Source organism: Saccharopolyspora hirsuta (assembly GCF_008630535.1).
GTDB classification, from domain to species: Bacteria; Actinomycetota; Actinomycetes; order Mycobacteriales; family Pseudonocardiaceae; genus Saccharopolyspora; species Saccharopolyspora hirsuta.
In genome coordinates this window covers 42,569-61,037 of the sequence record NZ_VWPH01000014.1, presented here as the reverse complement: position 1 = coordinate 61,037, position 18,469 = coordinate 42,569, and the positions used below count along the sequence as shown (strand labels likewise).

Here is an 18,469-nt window from a genome sequence, read left to right as displayed (position 1 = left end):
CCGCCGGGGAAGGGGCCGAAGGCCAGGCCGAGGCTCAGAGCTCGTTGACGCGCTGGGCCAGCGCGGACTTCTTGTTGGCGGCCTGGTTGCGGTGGATCACGCCCTTGCTGGCGGCCTTGTCCAGCGCCCGGCTGGCGGCCCGCTGCAGCTCGATGGCCTTGTCCTTCTCGCCGGCGGCAGCGGCCTCGCGGAACTTGCGGATCGCGGTCTTCAGCGAGGACTTCACGGCCTTGTTGCGCTGCCGGTTCTTCTCGTTGGTCTTGATCCGCTTCATCTGGGACTTGATGTTGGCCACTGGTTCGCCTCTTCCTCGTCTTCGAAACAGTCGTGCCGCGCTTCAATCGGCCCTGCCCGGGGGCAGGTTTCCTCCACGGCGGAACGCCGCACGGCACGGTCGACCATGTTAACAGTCGCGACCTGGGCGGATGTCGGCCGGGCGAGCCGGGGCGAGAGCGATCACATCCGACTCGGAACCGGCTCGGCAGGCCATAAGGTCGATCCTCGTGCTCGACGCCCTGAACTGGCCCGGTTTCGCCGATCTCACGCTCGCCGGTCTGCTGTTCCTCTGCGCGGCGGCGTTCCTCGCCGGGGCGGTCGACGCGATCGTCGGCGGTGGCGGCCTGATCCAGCTGCCCGCGATGCTGCTGCTCATGCCGGGCGGCGAGGTGATCTACTCGCTGGCGACCAACAAGGTCGCGGCGATCGCGGGCACCACCGCGGCCGCCCGCACCTACGCCAAGCGCACCCCGATCGACTGGCGCGCCGCGCTGTCGATGGCCCTGGTGGCGCTGCTGGGTTCGCTGGGCGGCGCGATGCTCGCCAACGCGCTGCCCTCCCACGTGCTCAACATCATCGTGCTCGTCGCGCTGGTGGCCGTGGGCCTCTACACCTGGCGCAAGCCCGATCTCGGTTCGGTCGACGCCCCGCGCTTCCAGCGCCGCGTGCAGCTGCTCGTGATGCTCGCGGGCGGTGCGGTGATCGGCTTCTGGGACGGCATCGCTGGGCCGGGCACCGGATCGTTCCTGGTGTTCCTGCTGGTCGGCCTGGTCGGCTTCGCGTTCCTCACGGCCTCGGCCACCGCGAAGGTCGTCAACGTCGCGACCAACATCGGCGCTCTGATCTTCTTCATCCCGGCGGGCAAGGTGCTGTGGGGGCTGGGGATCTTGATGGCGCTGAGCAACATCGCGGGCAGCGTCCTGGGCGCGGTGGTCGCGGCCCGGCGCGGATCGGGCTTCGTGCGCCGGGTCTTCCTGACCGTGGTCGTCGGCCTCGTGATCAGCCTCGGCTGGAAGCTCGCCGCTGGCGCCTAGACGTGCTGCAGCCCACAAGATCCTTCAGCCACCGCGCCCGAGCGGCGTACCATCGCCGCAGGTTGTGCCTAGGGTTCCGCTCCCGCTCCGCCGCAGATCGACACAACCAGGAGCGCGGGGGACTGGTCCGAGCGGCACCGGCGATCGCGGTACGGAAGCGCTCGCACATCTGACGGGACAAAAGCCTGGAGGAACCCGGATGCTGCGCGCCCGCGCGGCACGGAGAGGGTTCCATGGGTCTGGTCGCCGTGCTCCTGGTCGTCGCCGCCGCGTTCGCCCACGCGGGCTGGAACTTCTTCGCCAAGCGCGCCGGATCGGCCGGTGCCGGTTTCGTGTGGCTGACCGCGACCTGCTCCGCCGTCCTGTACCTGCCGGTGGCCGCCGGGGTGCTGCTCTGGCAGGGCGCTCCGCCGCTGGGCAACTGGGTGCTGGGGGTGCTCGTCAGCGCGGTCGTGCACCTGGCCTACTTCCTGCTGCTGCAGCGCGGCTACGCGGTCGGTGACATGTCGGTGGTGTACCCGCTGGCCAGGGGAACCGGGCCGATGCTGGCGATGGTGATCGCGGTGCTGGTGCTGGGCGAGCGGCCGGGTTGGCTCGGGGTGGCGGGCGGCCTGCTGGTGATCGCGGGTGTGCTCGTGATCGGCTTGTCCGATGGCCTGCCCCGATCCGGCGCGAGCCTGGCCGGGGTCGGCTTCGGCGTCCTGACCGGTTCGCTCATCGCGCTCTACACGGTCTGGGACGCCTACGCGGTGACCGGTCTGGCGCTGTCCCCGCTGCTGTACGACTGGGCGAACAACTTCGCCAGGTCGGTCCTGCTCGCCCCGTACGCGGCCCGCCGCCGCCCCCAGATCGCCGAGGTCTGGTCCGAGCACCGAGCATCGGTGCTGGCGGTGGCGCTGCTGTCGCCGCTGGCCTACATCCTCGTCCTGTTCGCGATGCAGCTCGCCCCGGTGAGCCTGGTGGCCCCGGCCCGAGAGCTGAGCATCGTGATCGCGGGCCTGCTGGCCTGGCGCTTCCTCGGCGAGTCCCAACCCGGCCGCCGCATGGCGGGAGCCCTCGTCGTCCTCACCGGAGTGGTCCTCCTCGGCATCGCCTGACCAGCCCAGATCGCCCATCCGTGAAACCCGGCCCCGCGCCGGGGTGCCCGCGAAATCCTGCGGTGATACGACGTAGTGCGAACTTCGTTTTGCGAGATCGGGACTCGCACGGCGCGTGCCATCAGTGCCGGGGAGATGCGATGACGGAGCGGAGTGAGCCGGACTTCCCGCGGATGAGCGGTGCCGAGCTCGCAGAGCGGCAGTAGGAGCACCGCGAGGAGCTCGATGCTGAAGTGCAGCGAGGCGAGTACGAGCCGGTCGAGGTTTAGATCGAGCTTTCGAGGTGACGAGGTCGTTTCCGCTTCCGGCTGCGGATGCTCGGCTGATCGACGAGGCGGCAGAGCGTTCGGGCCTGAGCCGTTCCGAGCGGATCAGAGGCGTGGCTGCTTCGACGGGCGGAGCGCTTGGTGGAACCGGCACTTCGCCGGGCGAGCTGACTCGGCAGTCGGGGGTGCGGCCCGGTAGGAATGGGGCATGGATGTCTTGGCCAGCCGGTTGATCCTCCGGCCGCGGGATTGGGACCGATCGGTGCGGTTCTACCGGGACGTGCTCGGGTTGGCGATCGCCCGGGAGTTCCCCGGCGGCACGGTGTTCTTCCTCGGGCAGGGGCTGTTGGAGGTCTCGGGCAGCGCCGGGCCCGGTCCGAGCCCTGACCAGGTGCTCTGGGTGCAGGTGCGAGATGTCCGGGCCGAGTTCGAGCAGCTGCGCGAGCGGGGAGTCACCGTGCTGGCCGAGCCCGAGCGCAAGCCGTGGGGCTTGGACGAGGCGTGGATCGCCGACCCGGACGGCATGCGGATCGTGCTGGTGGAGATCCCGGACGACCACCCGCTGCGCATCGACGTCCGGAACCTCTGAGGTCACTGCGCGCGCTGGCCCCCGGTGAAGGTGCGTTCCGCTGGTGAGGCGATCAGCTCGACCGTCGCTCCGGCTCGCACGTCTTCGCCGAGGACGTCCGCGATGGCGTTGGTGATCCCGGCGCCGAGCTGGGCGGTGATCTCCTGGGCGTCGGGCCGGTCGAAGAGGCCTGCGCGCACCCCGAACGCCATGGTGACCGCGGAGTCGGCGGTCTTCCCGCCCACTTCCCAGCGCCCGCCCGGCATGCCTTCCAGGCGGATGTCGACCAGTTCCCGTACACCTCGACGACGGCGTCGGTCAGGCCGGTGATGAGTTCCTGCTCGTGGCCGGACAACCGGGTCTCGCCCAGCCGATCCGGGAGTGGCTCGCCGGTAGCGTGGCGGACCCTCATGCTCGGGCTGTCCCCAGCCGAGCGCGCCACCGTGGTGGCTGCTCTGCGCGCCTACGAGGAGGCACTGGGCGGGCAGGCTTGAGTGTTCCGCGGCCCCGCCTCGGAGACGGGGCCGCGAGAGCTGCTACTTGATCTCGGCGATCAGCGCATCGCGCTCCGCCTCGGGGAGGAAGGACGCCCGGAACGAGTCGGCGGCGAGCTGGCGCAGCACCGCGTCGTCGAGCTTCAGCGCGTCCTGCAGCGCGACGAAGTTCTCGCCGACGTACCCGCCGAAGTAGGACGGGTCGTCGGAGTTGATCGTCACCAGCAGCCCGGCGTCGAGCATCCGCGGCAGCGGGTGCTGGGACAGCTCCGGCACGCAGCGCAGGCGGACGTTCGACAGCGGGCACACCGTCAGCGGCGTGCGGTCGTCGGCGAGGCGCTTGAGCAGCGCGCCGTCCTCGACCGAACGGATGCCGTGGTCCACGCGCTCCACGCCGAGCACGTCGATGGCCTGCCAGACGTACTCCGGCGGTCCCTCCTCACCGGCGTGCGCGACCACGTGCAGACCCGCTTCGCGGGCGCGGGCGAACACCGGCTCGAACAGCTGCGGCGGGTGGCCCACCTCGGCGGAGTCCAGGCCGACGCCGTCGATCTGCGCGAGGTGCGGCTGCAGGCCCTCCCAGGTCTCCAGCGCCTCCTGCGGGCCGCGGTCGCGGAGGAAGCACGCGATCAGCCGGGTGGAGATGCCGAAGCGCTCCTTGCTGGTCCGCAGCGACTCGGTCAGCCCGGCCACCACCTCCGACAGCGGGACGCCGCGCGAGACGTGGGCCTGCGGGTCGAAGAAGATCTCCGCGTGCCGGACGCCCTGCTCGCGGGCCTTGGCCAGGTACGCGTCGGTGAGGTCGGTGAAGTCCTGCGCGGTGCGCAGCACCGCCATCGCCAGGTAGTAGAGGTCGAGGAACGACTGCAGGTCGTCGAAGACGTACCGGCGGCGCAGGTCGTCCACGGTCTCGAAGGGCAGCGCCACCCCGTTGCGCCGGGCGAGGCTGAACACCAGCTCCGGTTCGATGGTGCCTTCGATGTGCAGGTGCAGCTCGGCCTTGGGCAGCGTCAAGCCCAACGACATCTCGTGATCCTCCAGAGGTCTGGTCCGTTACCGGCGGTCAACCGTAACGACGGGTCATCGCGGCCGGACGGCGCGGGCTTGGACCTGCGCTCCGCTTCGGCCGGGCGGCTGCCACGCCCAGACCTGCACGTCGGTGAACCCGGCCGCCCGCACGTCCGCGTCGAGCCCGGTGCGGCCACCGGGCAGCCACCGACCGTGCGCGGACAGCAGCAGGGTGCCGCCGGGGCGCAGCACGCGGCGCAGCTCGGCGAGCGCCGCGACCCGGTCCGGCCACAGCTGCACGTTGTTGACGCTCAGCACCACGTCGAACGCCGCGTCCGGCTGGCCGGTCGACTCGGCATCACCGTCCTGCACGTTCACGTTCGCGAGGTCGCTGCACCGGTGCGCCGCGGCGTGCCGCATCTGCTCCGAAGGCTCGACGGCCACCACCTGAGCGGCTTGCCCCGCCGCGGCCCGCAGCCCCACGCCGGGACCGGGGCCGATCACCAGCACCCGCTCGGTACCGGACAGCCGGGCCAGGCGCACGACCTGCTGCTCGGTCGCCGCGTTGCAGCGGGCCATCAGCCAGCCGCCCGCAGCGCCCAGCAAACCGCGCGGGTGACCGAAAGCACGGTCCAGGGCGAACTCCGGAAAACCACTCATACGTCCAGCTCAGCACCGTGCGCGCGGCGGTGGCATCGGGGATGACCCGGAGTTGGACATCGGGCACTTGGCGTGTCATGGGACGATGGGGTGAACCCCCGCACCAGCCGACATCCGCGAGGAACACTGAGTGAGCAGTTTCGCCGACACCACGTTCACGCCCCCGGAGCGGATCCGGAACTTCTGCATCATCGCGCACATCGACCACGGCAAGTCGACGCTGGCCGACCGCATGCTGCAGCTGACCGGCGTGCTGGAGGAACGCGCGTACCGGGCCCAGTACCTCGACCGGATGGACATCGAGCGGGAGCGCGGCATCACGATCAAGGCGCAGAACGTGCGCCTGCCGTGGACCGCGGACGGCGTCGACCACGTGCTGCACATGATCGACACCCCCGGTCACGTCGACTTCACCTACGAGGTCAGCCGGTCGCTCGCCGCGTGCGAGGGCGCGATCCTGCTGGTCGACGCGGCGCAGGGCATCGAGGCGCAGACGCTCGCCAACCTGTACCTGGCGATGGAGCACGACCTGCAGATCATCCCGGTGCTCAACAAGATCGACCTGCCCGCCGCCGAGCCGGACAAGTACGCCGCGGAGCTGGCGCACATCATCGGCTGCGAGCCGGAGGACGTGCTGCGCGTGTCCGCCAAGACCGGTGAGGGCGTCGACGCGGTGCTCGACGCGGTCGTGCAGCAGATCCCGGCGCCGCAGGGCGACGCCGACGCCCCGCCGCGCGCGATGATCTTCGACTCGGTCTACGACACCTACCGCGGCGTGGTCACCTACATCCGCGTGGTGGACGGCAAGATCACCCCGCGGCAGCGGATCCGGATGATGTCCACCGGCGCCACCCACGAGCTGCTGGAAGTGGGCATCATCTCGCCGGAGCCCAAGGCGTCGGCGGGCCTCGGCGTCGGCGAGGTCGGCTACCTGATCACCGGTGTGAAGGACGTCCGCCAGTCCAAGGTCGGCGACACGATCACCGCCGAGCGCAAGGGCGCCGAGGAGCCGCTGAGCGGCTACCGCGAGCCCAAGCCGATGGTGTACTCCGGGCTCTACCCGGTGGACGGCACCGACTACCCGCTGCTGCGCGAGGCGCTGGACAAGCTGCAGCTCAACGACGCCGCGCTGACCTACGAGCCGGAGACCTCCGGGGCGCTGGGCTTCGGCTTCCGGTGCGGCTTCCTGGGCCTGCTGCACCTGGAGATCACCCGCGACCGGCTGGAGCGCGAGTTCAACCTGAACCTGATCTCCACCGCGCCGAACGTGGTCTACGAGGTCGGCATGGAGGACGGCACCGAGCTGGTCGTCACCAACCCCTCGGACTGGCCGGAGGGCAAGATCAAGGACGTCTTCGAGCCGGTCGCGAAGTGCACCATCATCGCGCCGTCGGAGTTCGTGGGCACGATCATGGAGCTGTGCCAGAGCCGCCGCGGCCAGCTGTCCGGCATGGACTACCTGTCGGAGACCCGCGTCGAGCTGCGCTACACGCTGCCGCTGGCCGAGATCGTGTTCGACTTCTTCGACCAGCTCAAGTCCCGCACCCGCGGCTACGCCTCGATGGACTACGAGGAGTCGGGGATGCAGACGTCGAACCTGGTCAAGGTCGACATTCTGCTGCAGGGCGAGCCGGTGGACGCCTTCAGCGCGATCGTGCACCGCGACGCCGCCTACGCCTACGGCACGAAGATGGCCACGAAGCTGCGCGAGCTGATCCCGCGGCAGCAGTTCGAGGTGCCGATCCAGGCGGCGATCGGTTCGCGGATCATCGCCCGCGAGACGATCCGCGCGATCCGCAAGGACGTGCTGGCCAAGTGCTACGGCGGTGACATCAGCCGGAAGCGCAAGCTGCTGGAGAAGCAGAAGGAGGGCAAGAAGCGGATGAAGACCATCGGGCGGGTCGAGGTCCCGCAGGAGGCCTTCGTCGCGGCGCTGTCCACCGACGAGTCCAAGGAGGACAAGGCCAAGGGCAAGAAGTGACGCCCGCGCACCGGTGCCTCCTTCCCCGCCCGGGGAGGGAGGCACTCGGTGTTTCCGGCCGGGGTTCGCGCTTCGAAAGGCGTTCCACCGTCGGTGATTTCGCGGTCGCCGATCATGCGGGCGAGTGAGGAACCGGACCAGAAGGGTGCGTTCGCGGGCGCACGGTGGCGCTGCGCCCCAGACTCGATGCGCACACCTCGACCCCGGAACGGAGACTGAGCAATGCGCTTGCGTTCGTTCGTGCTCGCGATGCTGACTGCAGCGGGATTCGGCTTGCTGGGTGGGGGAGCCGCCCTCGCCGACGCCGTCCACGACGTCGTCGATGGCACTGTCGCCACGACCGACAGCGCCATCGACCCGCTTCGGAAGCTGGAGATCACCGTCCTCGGATGATGGCGGTCCGCTGATCAGCGGTGCAGGCCCCGCATCGCAGCAGGTGCGGGGCCGCGCTGCCGGGTTTCAGGTGGATTCGAGGAGGGCCAGGCGGCTGGCGGTCCGGTCGGTGTCGCGCCCCTCGGTCAACGTCCTTGCGATGTCGTGCTCGGCCACCACGTGCAGGGTCGCGTCCTTGTCGCACAGCACGTCCACGAGGTTGGCGAAGCGCTGCTGCGTCTCGGCATCACGGTCGGTCAGCTGCGGTACGCCGGTGATCACCCACGTGCTGAACCGCTCGGCGACCGCGAGGTAGTCCTGCGCCGAGGTGGCCGTCGCGCACAGATCCTCGAAGTCGAACCACACCAACCCGTCTCGCACGGCTGAAGCGCGCAGCGTCCGGCCGTTCACCGGGAGCGCGGTGCGTTCGGCTGCGGTGGGGGATTCGAACCCGGCCGGTGGCGACCTCGACCAGGTGCCGCTCGCGAAGCCGGAGCCGCTGCGTCGGCCGGTGCGCCGGTAGTCCGGACCGTCGGGGAGTTCGACCACGTCCCAGTGCGCCTCGATGAATTCGATCGCGGGCCGGAACAGCTCGTGGAACAGCGGATTGGGCAGCAGGTCGGCGGGCCGGTAGTTCGACGTGGCCACGAGCGCGATGCGGCGGGTGTGCACGGCGTGCAGCAGCTTGATGACCAGCCTCGCGTCGCCCGGGTCGTGCACGTGGAACTCGTCGAAGCACAGCAGCTGCAGGCCGCCGAGCAGTTCGGCGAATGCGGCGTCCACGGCGTTCGCCGACGACCGGTGCTGCGCGATGGTCCGGTGCAGCTGGTTGAAGAAGTCGTGGAAGTGCACGCGCAGCTTGCCCGGGACGGGAGCTCCGGCGAAGAAGGCGTTCATCAGGAAGCTCTTGCCGCGCCCGACCGCACCGTGCAGGTACACCCCGCTCGGTCGGCGGAAGCGCTTGGGCAGCGCGGTGCCCAGTTCGGCGAGCTTGTCGGCCACCCGCTGCTGCTCGGCGTCGAGTTCGAAACCTTGTTGCGAGGCCGCCAGATCGAAGCGTTCGCGCAGCTCGCCGGGTGAGCTGGTTCGGTTGAGCACCGTCCTCCTCTACATCCATAGAGCCTCTATGGATGTAGAGTATCGGCGGCATTGGGGAGGTCGAGTCATGTGTGAGCAAGACCGCCGCACGCGCATCGCCGACGCCGCGATCGAACTCGTCGCCGAGCAGGGAGTTCGGGCGCTGACGCACTTGGCCGTCGATGCGAGGTTGGGGCTGCCGCGCGGCTCGACGTCGTACTACGTGCGCACCCGCCGAGCGCTGCTTGAAGCTGCGGTGAAGCGGTTGGCGGTGCGGGCCAGGGAGGACTTCGACGCCTTCGCCGGTTCGGACTTCGCGCCATCGCCGGACGTTCGCGCTGCGGCCGATCGGATCGCGGTACACCTGGACCGCATGCTGGGGGAGCGGCGCAACGACACCATCGCGAGGTACGCACTGGTCGCGGAGGTGACCGCGACCGCTGAACTGCACGAGCCGTTGGCGCGGGCGGCCTTCTCCGAGCAGCTGGCGGCGGGCCTGATGGCGTCCCTGCAAGTGCCCGATCCGGCTGCAGCTGGCGCTGATCTGGTCAGCCTGTGCGAGGGATTGGTCTTCGACCGGGTAATCGGCAGCAGATCGCTGAACGCACCTGAGCCGGGGAGTGCGGCCAGCCGGGAGCAGCTTTCGCGGGCGGTCGAGGTGTTCCTGCGGGGTGCAGCCGGCTGAACGGCCTGCGGCGGGAAGTGGATGACGGGCCGAGGAGGACGCTCGGCCACGGTCAGTTCTCCCCAATCATGCCGGGCGCGGCGCAGGTTGGACCCGTGTTCGTCAAACCCGGTGTCGGGGTGCGAGGTTCGCGTTGTTCCGCGACGCAGGTCTGGTGACAAGCGCCCCGCATGTCCGCCGGATGTCCTTCGCGGTCGACGGTGCTGTGATCAGGTGCGTGCTTCGAGCGCCTTGCGGTAGCGGTCGGCTGCGTCCTCCACCACGCCCATGTTGAAGGCCGCGCTGCCGGGTTCGCGTTCTTCGGCGAGGAGCTGGAGGACCCAGAGGGGTGCGTTGACCTCCTCGAATCCCTGCGGGGTGTTGGAGCGGATCAGCGGGACGTTCGCGTAGAGGGAGGGAACGTCCGAGTGCTGGTAGCTCCAGCGGGCGGGCCAGGCGCGAATCGCGGTTTCGCCCAGGTACCTGACTGCGCCGTCGACGAACTCGTCGGCCGCAGCGGCCTTCACGGCATCGCTGCTGTCGAAGCGGTCCAGGATCAGGTCCGCGCGCGCGGACAGCAGCACGCCCAAGCCGAGGCCGCCGAGAACCTGGACCAGTTCGGACGTGCTGCGCTCCTCGTCGGAATCTGCCGGAGCGCTGAGCTCCGCCAGCGCCGCTGCGGCTGGAGCGTCGGTCACGGCACCGAGCTCCACCAGCCTGTTCGCCAGTGCTCGGAACGTCCGAGGACTCTTGCTATGGCGGGGTTCTCGCAGGTCCGGACATTGTTCCGGCGTTGCGCGCGAAGATCGTTCCAGCGGCCGGGCCGCTGTCGCCGACGGCGCTGGGGTTCGGCGAACGGCCGAGGTTATCGCCGAACCGCGTCCTGATCAGCTCTGGTGGGACTCCACGAATGCGTAGACGTCGGCTTCGTCGACACCGGGGAAGGTGTCCGCGGGGAGCGCGGCGAGGACGTGCGAGTGGGCTCGCGCCGATGGCCACACCATGCCTTCCCAGCGGTTGGCCAGGTCCGCCGGCGGGCGCTGGCAGCACTCGCCGTTGGGGCACTTGGACTTCGAGTGGTTGTTGGTGTCCCGCCCGCGGAACCAGCGGGACTCTGCGTAGGGGACGCCGAGGGTGATCGCGAAGTCCCGGCCGCGGCTGGGGTCGACGTGCGCGACGCACCAGTGGGTCGCCCCCGGCTTGTCGGTGTACTGGTAGTAGGTCGAGTACCGGTCGGGGGAGGCGAAGACCTGGCGCCCGGACCAGTACCGGCACATCCGCTGCCCCTCGATCGCGCCGGTCGGGTCGGTCGGGAAGACCAGGCCGTCGTTCTCGTAGGCCTTGTAGATGATGCCGGTCTCGTCGTTGCGCACGAAGTGGCAGACCAGGTCCAGGTACTGGGTGGCCAGGTTGGTGAAGCGGTGCGCGGCCATCTCGTAGGACACCGAGAAGACGTCCCGCATGTCCTCCACCGCGATGTCGCGCTCGGCCTTGGCGGCCTGCAGGAACGGCACCGCGGTCTGCTCGGGGACCAGCACCGCCGCGGCGAAGTAGTTCGCCTCGACGCGCTGCCGCAGGAAGTCCGCGAAGTCGCGGGGCTGGCTGTGGCCGAGGGTGAGGTGGCCGAGGGTCTGCAGCAGGATGGTGCGCGGGCTGTGCATGCCCAGCGATTCGCGGCGCAGGAAGATCCGGCGGTTCTTCAGGTCGGTGACCGAGCGGACCGAGCGCGGCAGGTCGGTGACGAACCGCAGGCCGAAGCCGAGGTGGGTGGCGATCGCCTGGATCTGGCCCTCCGACAGCGGACCGCCGTGGTAGCCGACCTTGTCCAGGATGTCCGCGGCCGCCTTCTCGATCTCCGGGAAGTAGTTGCCGTGCTCGCGCATCATCTGGCGCAGCTCGGCGTTGGCCTTGCGGGCCTCCTCCGGGGTGGCGACCTGCTTGGTCTCCCGGCGCTTGAGCTCCTCGTAGAGGGCGAGCACGTGCTCCAGCGCCTCGGTGGGCACCCGCTTGCCGACCTTCAGCGGGGGCACGCCCAGCCGCTGGTAGATCGGGTCGAGCTGCGCCTTCTCCACGGCGATCTCCAGCTCGGCGCGCCGGTTCGGCGGCTTCTTGGACAGCAGTTCGTCGACGGAGGTGCCCAGCGCATCGGCCAGCCCGCGCAGCAGCGACAGCTTCGGCTCGCGGTGGCCGTTCTCCAGCAGCGACAGCTGCGACGGGGCGCGACCGACCCGCTCACCCAGCTCCACGAGGGTGAGCCCGGCGGCGCGGCGCAAGTGGCGCAGCCGCTGACCGAACACCAGAAGGTCGTGTTCCGTCGAAAAACTGCGGTCTTCTTCGCTGGCGAACTCCGTCATGGCGTTGATGCTAGCAGAAAAATCAAGAAAATTACCAAGGAAATCTGGTCGTGTTTCGCTGGACCTGGGGCAAAACTGGTTCCCAACAGGCCGCAGGAGAGCCCGGAAGGGGAACAAGATGAGCATCCGCGAGCAGGCGAAGCAGGCCGCTGAGGAACTGCAGCGCGACTGGGACACCAACCCGCGGTGGAAGGGCATCGAGCGCACCCACTCCGCCGAGACCGTCATCCGCCTCCGCGGTTCGGTGCGCGAGGAGCACACCCTCGCCCGCCAGGGTGCCGAGCGGCTGTGGAAGTTGCTGCACGAGACCGACTACGTCAACTCGCTGGGCGCGCTGACCGGCAACCAGGCGGTCCAGCAGGTCCGCGCCGGGCTGCAGGCCATCTACCTGTCCGGCTGGCAGGTCGCCGCGGACGCCAACCTGGCCGGTGAGACCTACCCGGACCAGAGCCTCTACCCGGCGAACTCGGTCCCCTCGGTCGTGCGCCGGATCAACAACGCCCTCAAGCGCGCCGACCAGATCAACTGGTCCGAGGCGCTCGACCCGGAGGCGCCGGGCGGCGAGAACGAGAACATCCACTGGCTGGCCCCGATCGTCGCCGACGCCGAGGCCGGTTTCGGCGGTGTGCTCAACGCCTACGAGCTGATGAAGGGCATGATCGCCGCCGGTGCGGCGGGCGTGCACTGGGAGGACCAGCTGGCCTCCGAGAAGAAGTGCGGCCACCTGGGCGGCAAGGTGCTCATCCCCACCAGCCAGCACGTCAAGACGCTCAACGCGGCGCGGCTGGCCGCGGACGTCGCCGGGGTGCCGAGCCTGGTCATCGCCCGCACCGACGCGCAGGCCGCGACCCTGCTGACCAGCGACGTCGACGAGCGCGACCAGCAGTACACCACCGGTGAGCGCACCCCGGAGGGCTTCTACAAGGTCCGCAACGGCATCGAGCCGTGCATCACCCGCGCGCTGGCCTACGCCCCGCACGCCGACCTGATCTGGATGGAGACCTCCACGCCGGACCTGGAGGTGGCGCGCAAGTTCGCCGAGGCGGTCAAGGCGAAGTTCCCGGACCAGATGCTGGCCTACAACTGCTCGCCGTCGTTCAACTGGAAGAAGAACCTGGACGACGCGACGATCGCCAAGTTCCAGCGGGAGCTGGGCCACATGGGCTACAAGTTCCAGTTCATCACGCTGGCCGGCTTCCACGCGCTGAACTACAGCATGTTCGACCTGGCCAAGGGCTACGCGGCGGACGGCATGACCTCCTACGTGGACCTGCAGGAGCGCGAGTTCGCCGCCGAGGTCGACGGCTACACCGCGACCCGCCACCAGCGCGAGGCGGGCACCGGCTACTTCGACCTGATCAGCACCGCGGTGAGCCCGGACTCGTCGACTACGGCGCTGGCCGGTTCGACCGAGGCCGCGCAGTTCCACTGACCGGTTGAGACCGTGGTCGGCCCCGCGCCGGCCACCCGAGACGCACCAGCGGCCCTGTGGCGGGGTGTCGGAAATATCGCGATGGTGCGAGTGGGCGGGAACCCAGGCGTCGGGTTCCCGCCCACTTCTCGTTGGTGGTGGGGGTTTTCGACTCGTTCAGGTGATCATCGGCCGTTGCTGTATCTGTTCGGCGCCTTCGCTCCTCTTTATATGCGGGACCCCGAGAACCGGGGTGGTGCACGAGCGGAGGGAGCACGCGATGTCGATCGATCTTGGTGGCCGTCGGTTCACGGTCCAGGACCTGGAGGCGTTCCCGGAGGACGGGCGCCGGTACGAGCTCGTCGACGGCGAGCTGCTGGTGAGCCCGGCGCCGGGGTGGCCGCACCAGGAGGCGCTGGGCGCTCTGCTGGTTCGGCTGCACCGGGCGAGCCCGCCCGAGTACCGGGTGCTCGCCGCGCCGTTCGCGGTGCGGCAGGACCTGTACACCGAGCTGCGGCCGGACCTCGTCGTCGCGCGCTACGGCGACCTGACGTTGAAGAACCTGCAGGCCGCGCCGGTGCTGGCGGTCGAGGTCGCGTCGCCGAGCAGCAGGCTGAACGACATCAGCCTGCGCAAGGCCGCCCACGCCAGGTTGGGCAGCCAGCACTTCTGGCTGGTCGACCCGGACCTGGAGGTGCCGTCGGTGACGGCGTGGGAGCTGGTCGGCGGCAGCGACTACCAGCGGGTGGCGCGGGTCGTCGGGGACGAGCTGTTCGAACCGCAACGACCATTCCCGGTCCGGTTCGCCCCGGCGGACCTGGTGACCGGGCTGCGCCCCTGACGGGTCAGGGGCGGGCGGGCCGCCACATGCCGTAGACGGTCAGGCCACCGGCGACCGGGAACTCGTGGATCACCCGGAAGCCGAACCGCTCGAAGTGGGCGACTCCGGCGTGCGTGGTGGTTTCCAGGTACACGGGTGTGTCGTGGGCGTCGGCTCGGGCGAGCCCGGATTCCAGCAGCGCGCGGGCGAGCCCGCCGCCGCGCGCTTGCGGCGCGGTGCCGAGGGCGAACAGGTGCCAGTGCGGTTCGTCCGGGCGGTGGCTGTCGGTGGCGTTGAACGCCTCGATCGCCCGCACGGTGTCGCGGAGGTGCCAGCGGAACAGCGAGAGCAGCGCGGGCAGGTGGGCGATGCGGCGGCCGAGCGCGGGCGTCTGACCGCCGGGCTGGTCCCACACCGCCGCGGCCCGCGGCTGTCCGCGCAGCACCGCGATCTCGGTGCGGTGGGTGGGGTGGTCGTGGTCGAGCAGGAGGGAGAACAGCTTGCGCAGCCGGGCTTCCCGGTGCGCCTGATCGGGCAGCAGCGCGGCCATGCGGGGTTCGTCGCGGTAGGCGGTGCCGAGCAGCTCGGCGAGGGTCGCGGTGTCTTCGCCGCTGGCGGTGCGGAGCACGAGGTCCTTGCGCGTGGTGGTCTGCATGGTTGTTGCCCTTCGGATCAGCGCCTCAATTCCGTTATGCCGAAGAGGGAGGAGGAATGCCGTTGAAAGAGTGCCGGATCACCCGCTGCGGTGTGCGCGGTGTCGAGCCGCGGGTGCCCCGGGCGCGGGCGCGGTGCCGGAACGTGATCGCCGGGCGAGGGGTTCCGACGACAACCACCCGGCCAAGGTCGAGGTGGTGATCGCCGAGCGGTCCCGGTGGCCTGATCAGTCCACTGTGGATCGGATGGCCGGGGAAGCTCGCGAAGCCCTGCGGCAGGCCAGCGCGTGGCTGCGACAGCGGGTGCATCCGGAGCGGCGACGTGTTCGGCGTCTCCGCATGTGGATATCGGTTGGTGCTGCGCGCCGGGCGCCACGTAGGTTCAGGGCATGGGGATCGTCCAGTCGGTGAACGTTGCGGTGGTGCGGACCGGGGAGTGGACCGGGCGGGTCGGCCGCAGCGGTATCGACAAGCAGCCGGTGGCGCGTCCGGTGCGGTTCGAGCCGACCGGGGTGCGCGGGGACACGGTGTGCGACCGCAAGCACCACGGCGCGTGGTACCAGGCGGCCTACGCCTTCGACCGCGAGGAGCTCGGGCACTGGTCGCAGGTGCTGGGCCGGGAGCTGGTGCCGGGCAACGCGGGGGAGAACCTCACGCTGGTCGACGTCGACAGCAGTTCGGCGGTGATCGGTGAGCGCTGGCGCATCGGCGGGGCGGTGCTCCGGGTGACCGGACCGCGCACCCCGTGCCGGGTGTTCGCCGGGTTCTGGGACGTGCAGTCGCTGGTGAAGCAGTTCACCGAGCACGGCCGGACCGGCGCGTACCTGGCGGTGGAGGAGCCGGGCGAGATCACGGCGGGCGACACCGTCGAGGTGCTCTCCCGGCCAGAGCACGGCGTGCAGGTTGCCGAGGTGTTCGCGGTGTCGATGAACCGGGCCCCGGAGCTGGCCGAGCACGTCGAGCGCGGGCTGGCGGATCTGCCGGAGAAGTGGCGCGAGTCGGTCGCCGCCAAGGTGGCTAGCGCTCGCAGCGGCACTCGATGATGGCGTAGCCGTTGTCCAGCGGGGTGAAGTCCTCGACGGACAACCCGCCCGCGGCCGCGACCTGCTGGGTGCGGTCGAGGTCGCGCATCCGGCCGCCGACGTAGACCATCATCCGCAGGTCCATCTCGGTGAAGGTGGCCATCCGGTCGCTGTCGGGCAGCAGCTCGACGATCAGCACCCGGCCGTCGGGTTCCAGCGCCTGGCCGCAGTGCCGCAGGATCTGGGCCGCGTCCTCGTCGTCCCAGTCGCCGAGGACGTCGCAGATGACCACCGCGTCGGCGCGGACCGGCAGCGGCTCGAAGAAGCTCGCCGCCACCACCTCGGCGCGCTCCAGCACGCCCTGTTCCTGCAGGTAGGCGGTGGCGTTGCGGGCCGGGCCGACCAGGTCGACCAGCACGCCGCGCGGCTGCGGGTGCTGCCGGAGGATCTCGGCGATCAGCACGCCCTTGCCGCCGCCGACGTCGGCGATCCGGGCGTAGCGGGACCAGTCGTGCGCGGAGGCGACCAGCGGGGCGATCCCCTGGGTCTTGGTCTCCATCAGCGTGTCGAAGGAGTCCGAGAGCTGCGGGTTGTGCGCCAGGTCCTCCCAGAAGGACCGGCCGAACGCGGCCGGGTACGCCGGGTGGTGGCCCCGCACCTGCTCGACGAGCTCGACGAACGCGAGGTCGGCGCGGCCGACCGCGCCGTCGAGGTCCAGCCAGGCGCACGGCCCGTCGACCAGGTCGCTGCGCAGCGCGTTGGAGGCGTCGTTGGGGCCGAAGACGTCGGGTTCGGGTTCGGTGAACATGCCGCGGTGCACCAGGAATCGCAGCACCCGGCCCAGCGGATCGGCCACGGCTCGGCAGCGGTGCGCGATCTCGGCGAGCGGGAGCGGGCCGTCCTTGACCACGTCGGGCACTCGCAGGGTGGCCGCGGTCCGAACCGCGAACGGCGTGGCCAGGTCGGCCATCGCCCAGATGTCCGGTGATTCGGAGGACATGCGTTGCAGGGTAAGCCCGCAGCGGCCGATCAGCGCGCCGCGACGCGGCTGTGCTTTGTGGACTCCGGTGGTCAGTCGGCGAGGATCGCGACGATCCGCTCGGCGCTCTCCTGCATGTGGCTGCGCACGACCTCGCGCGCCCGCTCGGCGTCACCGGCCTCGATGGCCTCGACGATCGGGGTGTGCCGCTGCCAGTCCATGTTGCGCAGGGCCTGCTCGGGCCCGGAGCGGACGATGGTCGCCCGGGTCAGCCCGGACAGGTGCTGCCAGGACTGCACCAGCGTTTCGTTGCCGGTGAGCTCGCACAGCCGCCGGTGGAACGCCAGGTCGGCCTCGACCAGGTCGGACATGGGCTGGTCGGGGCTGCGCAGCCGGTCGACCGCGGTCCGGAGCTGCTCGACGATGGTGGCGCGGTCCGGTGCCGCGCACAGCGTCTCCGCGGCGAGCGACTCCAGCGCGCCGCGGACGGCGAAGATGTCCCGGACCTCGGCCGGGGTGAGGGCGCGGACCAGCAGGCGGCCGCGTTCGTCGGCGACGACCAGGCCCTCCTGGACCAGGTGGCGCAGGGCCTCCCGCAGCGTGCCGCGGGACACCGAGAGGGCTTCGCTGAGCTCGGTCTCGATCAGCCGGGTGCCCGGCGCGAGCTGGCCGCTGCTGATGGCTTCGCGGAGCTTGTGCAGGCTCTGCTCGCGTAGCGTCTGCCGGTCGACTCCGGCCAGCGCTGGGACGTCGAGGGACACCGGGTCTCGCCTTCCTGGTTCGTCGGACGCGCCCACTCTAATCCATCGGCGAACGAACGACGGTCGACTGTTGACAGTCGGCAGTGCGGCGGCGTTAACTGTGCGCATCCAGCAGCGGGGAAGGGGTGTCACCTTGACGGGTCAGATCGCGGAGATCGGCTGTTCGACGATCTCGTTCCGGCACCGAGCACTGCCGGAGGCGTTGCGCGCGATCTCCGGCCTCGGGCTGCCCGGCATCGACCTGGGCGGCCTGCCGGGCGTCTGCGACCACATCCCGCACCCGCTCGACGGCCGCGCCGACGACGTCGTGCGCGAGCTCGACCAGCACGACCTGCGGACCTGGGCGATCAACGTGGACCCCGGGGCGATGAACGACCCGGCGCTCGACGACGCGGCCCTGGAAGCCGCCGGTGGCGAGCTGATCGCGCTGGCCGCCCGCCTCGACGCGGCGATCATCGTGCCCTGCGGCGCGCAGTCCCGCGAACCGTTCGTCGACGAGGTGGCAGACCTCGACCGGCTGGCCCGCGGCCTGCGGAAGCTCGGCGACCTGGCGGCCGCCCGCGGTGTCCGGCTGCTGGTGGAGGGCCTGCACCACTTCCGCTTCTGCCACGACCGAGCACGTGCCGAGGCGCTGCTGGAGCGGGTCCCGGCCGAGTCGGCCGGGTTCGTCTTCGACGTCAGCCACATCGTCGCGGGCGAGATCGACGAGGTCGCCTTCGTGCACGACTTCGCCGACCGCATCGAGCACGTCCACCTGCGCGACGCCGTGCCCGGCAACATCAACCTGAGCCTGGGGCGCGGCCGGGCGGACTTCGCCGGTGTCATCGCGGCCCTGCGCGAACACGGCTACGCGGGCCGCTACGTGCTCGAGCTGGAGACCCACGACGTGGCGGAAGCCGACCGCGAAGCGGTCGCCGCGCAGGCCGTCGACCTCATCGCCCCGCACCTGGCCGCCTGACCCCGCAAGCCCCG

Annotated in this window: 20 protein-coding genes; 10 read left to right on the top strand and 10 right to left on the bottom strand. The window is 70.4% G+C overall.

Annotated elements, in window-relative coordinates:
• Positions 1 to 34: 34 nt before the first annotated feature.
• Positions 35 to 295, bottom strand: a complete 261-nt coding sequence (gene rpsT / locus F1721_RS27050) for a 30S ribosomal protein S20 (RefSeq protein ID WP_150069622.1) — start codon at positions 293 to 295, stop codon at positions 35 to 37.
• 208 nt (positions 296 to 503) lie between these two features.
• Here rpsT and F1721_RS27045 point away from each other — a divergent pair, with 208 nt between their 5' ends.
• The 3 genes from F1721_RS27045 (at position 504) to F1721_RS27035 (ending at position 3,262) form a co-directional block, all read left to right on the top strand.
• A complete protein-coding gene (locus F1721_RS27045; RefSeq protein ID WP_150069621.1) occupies positions 504 to 1,310 on the top strand; it encodes a TSUP family transporter in 807 nt (268 codons plus the stop codon).
• A 233-nt stretch (positions 1,311 to 1,543) separates the two neighbouring features.
• Positions 1,544 to 2,407 (top strand): EamA family transporter, encoded by an 864-nt coding sequence (locus F1721_RS27040; protein ID WP_150069620.1) that lies wholly within the window; start codon positions 1,544 to 1,546, stop codon positions 2,405 to 2,407.
• Between the two features lie 474 nt (positions 2,408 to 2,881).
• Positions 2,882 to 3,262 (top strand): VOC family protein, encoded by a 381-nt coding sequence (locus F1721_RS27035; protein WP_150069619.1) that lies wholly within the window; start codon positions 2,882 to 2,884, stop codon positions 3,260 to 3,262.
• Positions 3,263 to 3,264: 2 nt separating this feature from the next.
• Here F1721_RS27035 and F1721_RS35195 read toward each other — a convergent pair whose 3' ends face one another.
• From F1721_RS35195 to F1721_RS27020, 3 genes are all read right to left on the bottom strand, one after another.
• Positions 3,265 to 3,507 carry a hypothetical protein gene (locus F1721_RS35195; protein WP_246155331.1) on the bottom strand — a complete coding sequence of 81 codons (243 nt, stop codon included), beginning with the start codon at positions 3,505 to 3,507 and terminating at the stop codon, positions 3,265 to 3,267.
• A gap of 270 nt (positions 3,508 to 3,777) precedes the next feature.
• On the bottom strand, positions 3,778 to 4,761 hold the full coding sequence (locus F1721_RS27025) for an adenosine deaminase (protein ID WP_211840645.1): 984 nt from the start codon (positions 4,759 to 4,761) through the stop codon (positions 3,778 to 3,780).
• A gap of 54 nt (positions 4,762 to 4,815) precedes the next feature.
• A complete protein-coding gene (locus F1721_RS27020) occupies positions 4,816 to 5,403 on the bottom strand; it encodes a class I SAM-dependent methyltransferase (RefSeq protein ID WP_150069618.1) in 588 nt (195 codons plus the stop codon).
• A 130-nt stretch (positions 5,404 to 5,533) separates the two neighbouring features.
• On the opposite strand from F1721_RS27020, the gene lepA reads away from it, so the two are divergent.
• Together lepA and F1721_RS34590 are read left to right on the top strand one after the other, a co-directional pair.
• Complete coding sequence (gene lepA, locus F1721_RS27015) at positions 5,534 to 7,384, top strand: translation elongation factor 4 (protein ID WP_150069617.1); 1,851 nt, start codon at positions 5,534 to 5,536, stop codon at positions 7,382 to 7,384.
• Positions 7,385 to 7,606: 222 nt separating this feature from the next.
• Complete coding sequence (locus F1721_RS34590; protein WP_170301617.1) at positions 7,607 to 7,777, top strand: hypothetical protein; 171 nt, start codon at positions 7,607 to 7,609, stop codon at positions 7,775 to 7,777.
• 66 nt (positions 7,778 to 7,843) lie between these two features.
• Here the strand turns inward: F1721_RS34590 and zapE are convergent, their stop codons facing one another.
• Positions 7,844 to 8,854 (bottom strand): cell division protein ZapE, encoded by a 1,011-nt coding sequence (zapE, locus tag F1721_RS27010; RefSeq protein ID WP_211840644.1) that lies wholly within the window; start codon positions 8,852 to 8,854, stop codon positions 7,844 to 7,846.
• A gap of 67 nt (positions 8,855 to 8,921) precedes the next feature.
• Between zapE and F1721_RS27005 the strand changes: the two genes are divergently transcribed.
• Entirely contained in the window at positions 8,922 to 9,518 is a 597-nt protein-coding gene (locus F1721_RS27005) for a TetR/AcrR family transcriptional regulator (protein ID WP_150069616.1), read from the top strand.
• Between the two features lie 209 nt (positions 9,519 to 9,727).
• On the opposite strand, the gene F1721_RS27000 is transcribed toward F1721_RS27005, so the two are convergent.
• Together F1721_RS27000 and F1721_RS26995 are read right to left on the bottom strand one after the other, a co-directional pair.
• Positions 9,728 to 10,195 carry a hypothetical protein gene (locus F1721_RS27000; RefSeq protein WP_150069615.1) on the bottom strand — a complete coding sequence of 156 codons (468 nt, stop codon included), beginning with the start codon at positions 10,193 to 10,195 and terminating at the stop codon, positions 9,728 to 9,730.
• Positions 10,196 to 10,384: 189 nt separating this feature from the next.
• Positions 10,385 to 11,794 (bottom strand): helix-turn-helix transcriptional regulator, encoded by a 1,410-nt coding sequence (locus tag F1721_RS26995; RefSeq protein ID WP_246155330.1) that lies wholly within the window; start codon positions 11,792 to 11,794, stop codon positions 10,385 to 10,387.
• 175 nt (positions 11,795 to 11,969) lie between these two features.
• Here F1721_RS26995 and aceA point away from each other — a divergent pair, with 175 nt between their 5' ends.
• Positions 11,970 to 13,283 carry an isocitrate lyase gene (gene aceA / locus F1721_RS26990; protein ID WP_150069613.1) on the top strand — a complete coding sequence of 438 codons (1,314 nt, stop codon included), beginning with the start codon at positions 11,970 to 11,972 and terminating at the stop codon, positions 13,281 to 13,283.
• A gap of 259 nt (positions 13,284 to 13,542) precedes the next feature.
• Entirely contained in the window at positions 13,543 to 14,103 is a 561-nt protein-coding gene (locus F1721_RS26985; RefSeq protein ID WP_150069612.1) for a Uma2 family endonuclease, read from the top strand.
• Between the two features lie 4 nt (positions 14,104 to 14,107).
• Here F1721_RS26985 and F1721_RS26980 read toward each other — a convergent pair whose 3' ends face one another.
• Positions 14,108 to 14,737 carry a GNAT family N-acetyltransferase gene (locus tag F1721_RS26980; RefSeq protein WP_150069611.1) on the bottom strand — a complete coding sequence of 210 codons (630 nt, stop codon included), beginning with the start codon at positions 14,735 to 14,737 and terminating at the stop codon, positions 14,108 to 14,110.
• A 387-nt stretch (positions 14,738 to 15,124) separates the two neighbouring features.
• Here F1721_RS26980 and F1721_RS26975 point away from each other — a divergent pair, with 387 nt between their 5' ends.
• A complete protein-coding gene (locus tag F1721_RS26975; RefSeq protein ID WP_150069610.1) occupies positions 15,125 to 15,778 on the top strand; it encodes an MOSC domain-containing protein in 654 nt (217 codons plus the stop codon).
• Here F1721_RS26975 and F1721_RS26970 read toward each other — a convergent pair.
• Positions 15,753 to 16,757, bottom strand: a complete 1,005-nt coding sequence (locus F1721_RS26970; protein WP_246155329.1) for a methyltransferase — start codon at positions 16,755 to 16,757, stop codon at positions 15,753 to 15,755. The two genes, F1721_RS26975 and F1721_RS26970, sit on opposite strands and share 26 nt — an antisense overlap.
• A 71-nt stretch (positions 16,758 to 16,828) precedes the next feature.
• On the bottom strand, positions 16,829 to 17,497 hold the full coding sequence (locus F1721_RS26965) for a GntR family transcriptional regulator (RefSeq protein ID WP_211840643.1): 669 nt from the start codon (positions 17,495 to 17,497) through the stop codon (positions 16,829 to 16,831).
• Between the two features lie 133 nt (positions 17,498 to 17,630).
• On the opposite strand from F1721_RS26965, the gene F1721_RS26960 reads away from it, so the two are divergent.
• Positions 17,631 to 18,455 (top strand): sugar phosphate isomerase/epimerase family protein, encoded by an 825-nt coding sequence (locus F1721_RS26960; RefSeq protein WP_150069608.1) that lies wholly within the window; start codon positions 17,631 to 17,633, stop codon positions 18,453 to 18,455.
• Positions 18,456 to 18,469: the final 14 nt, after the last annotated feature.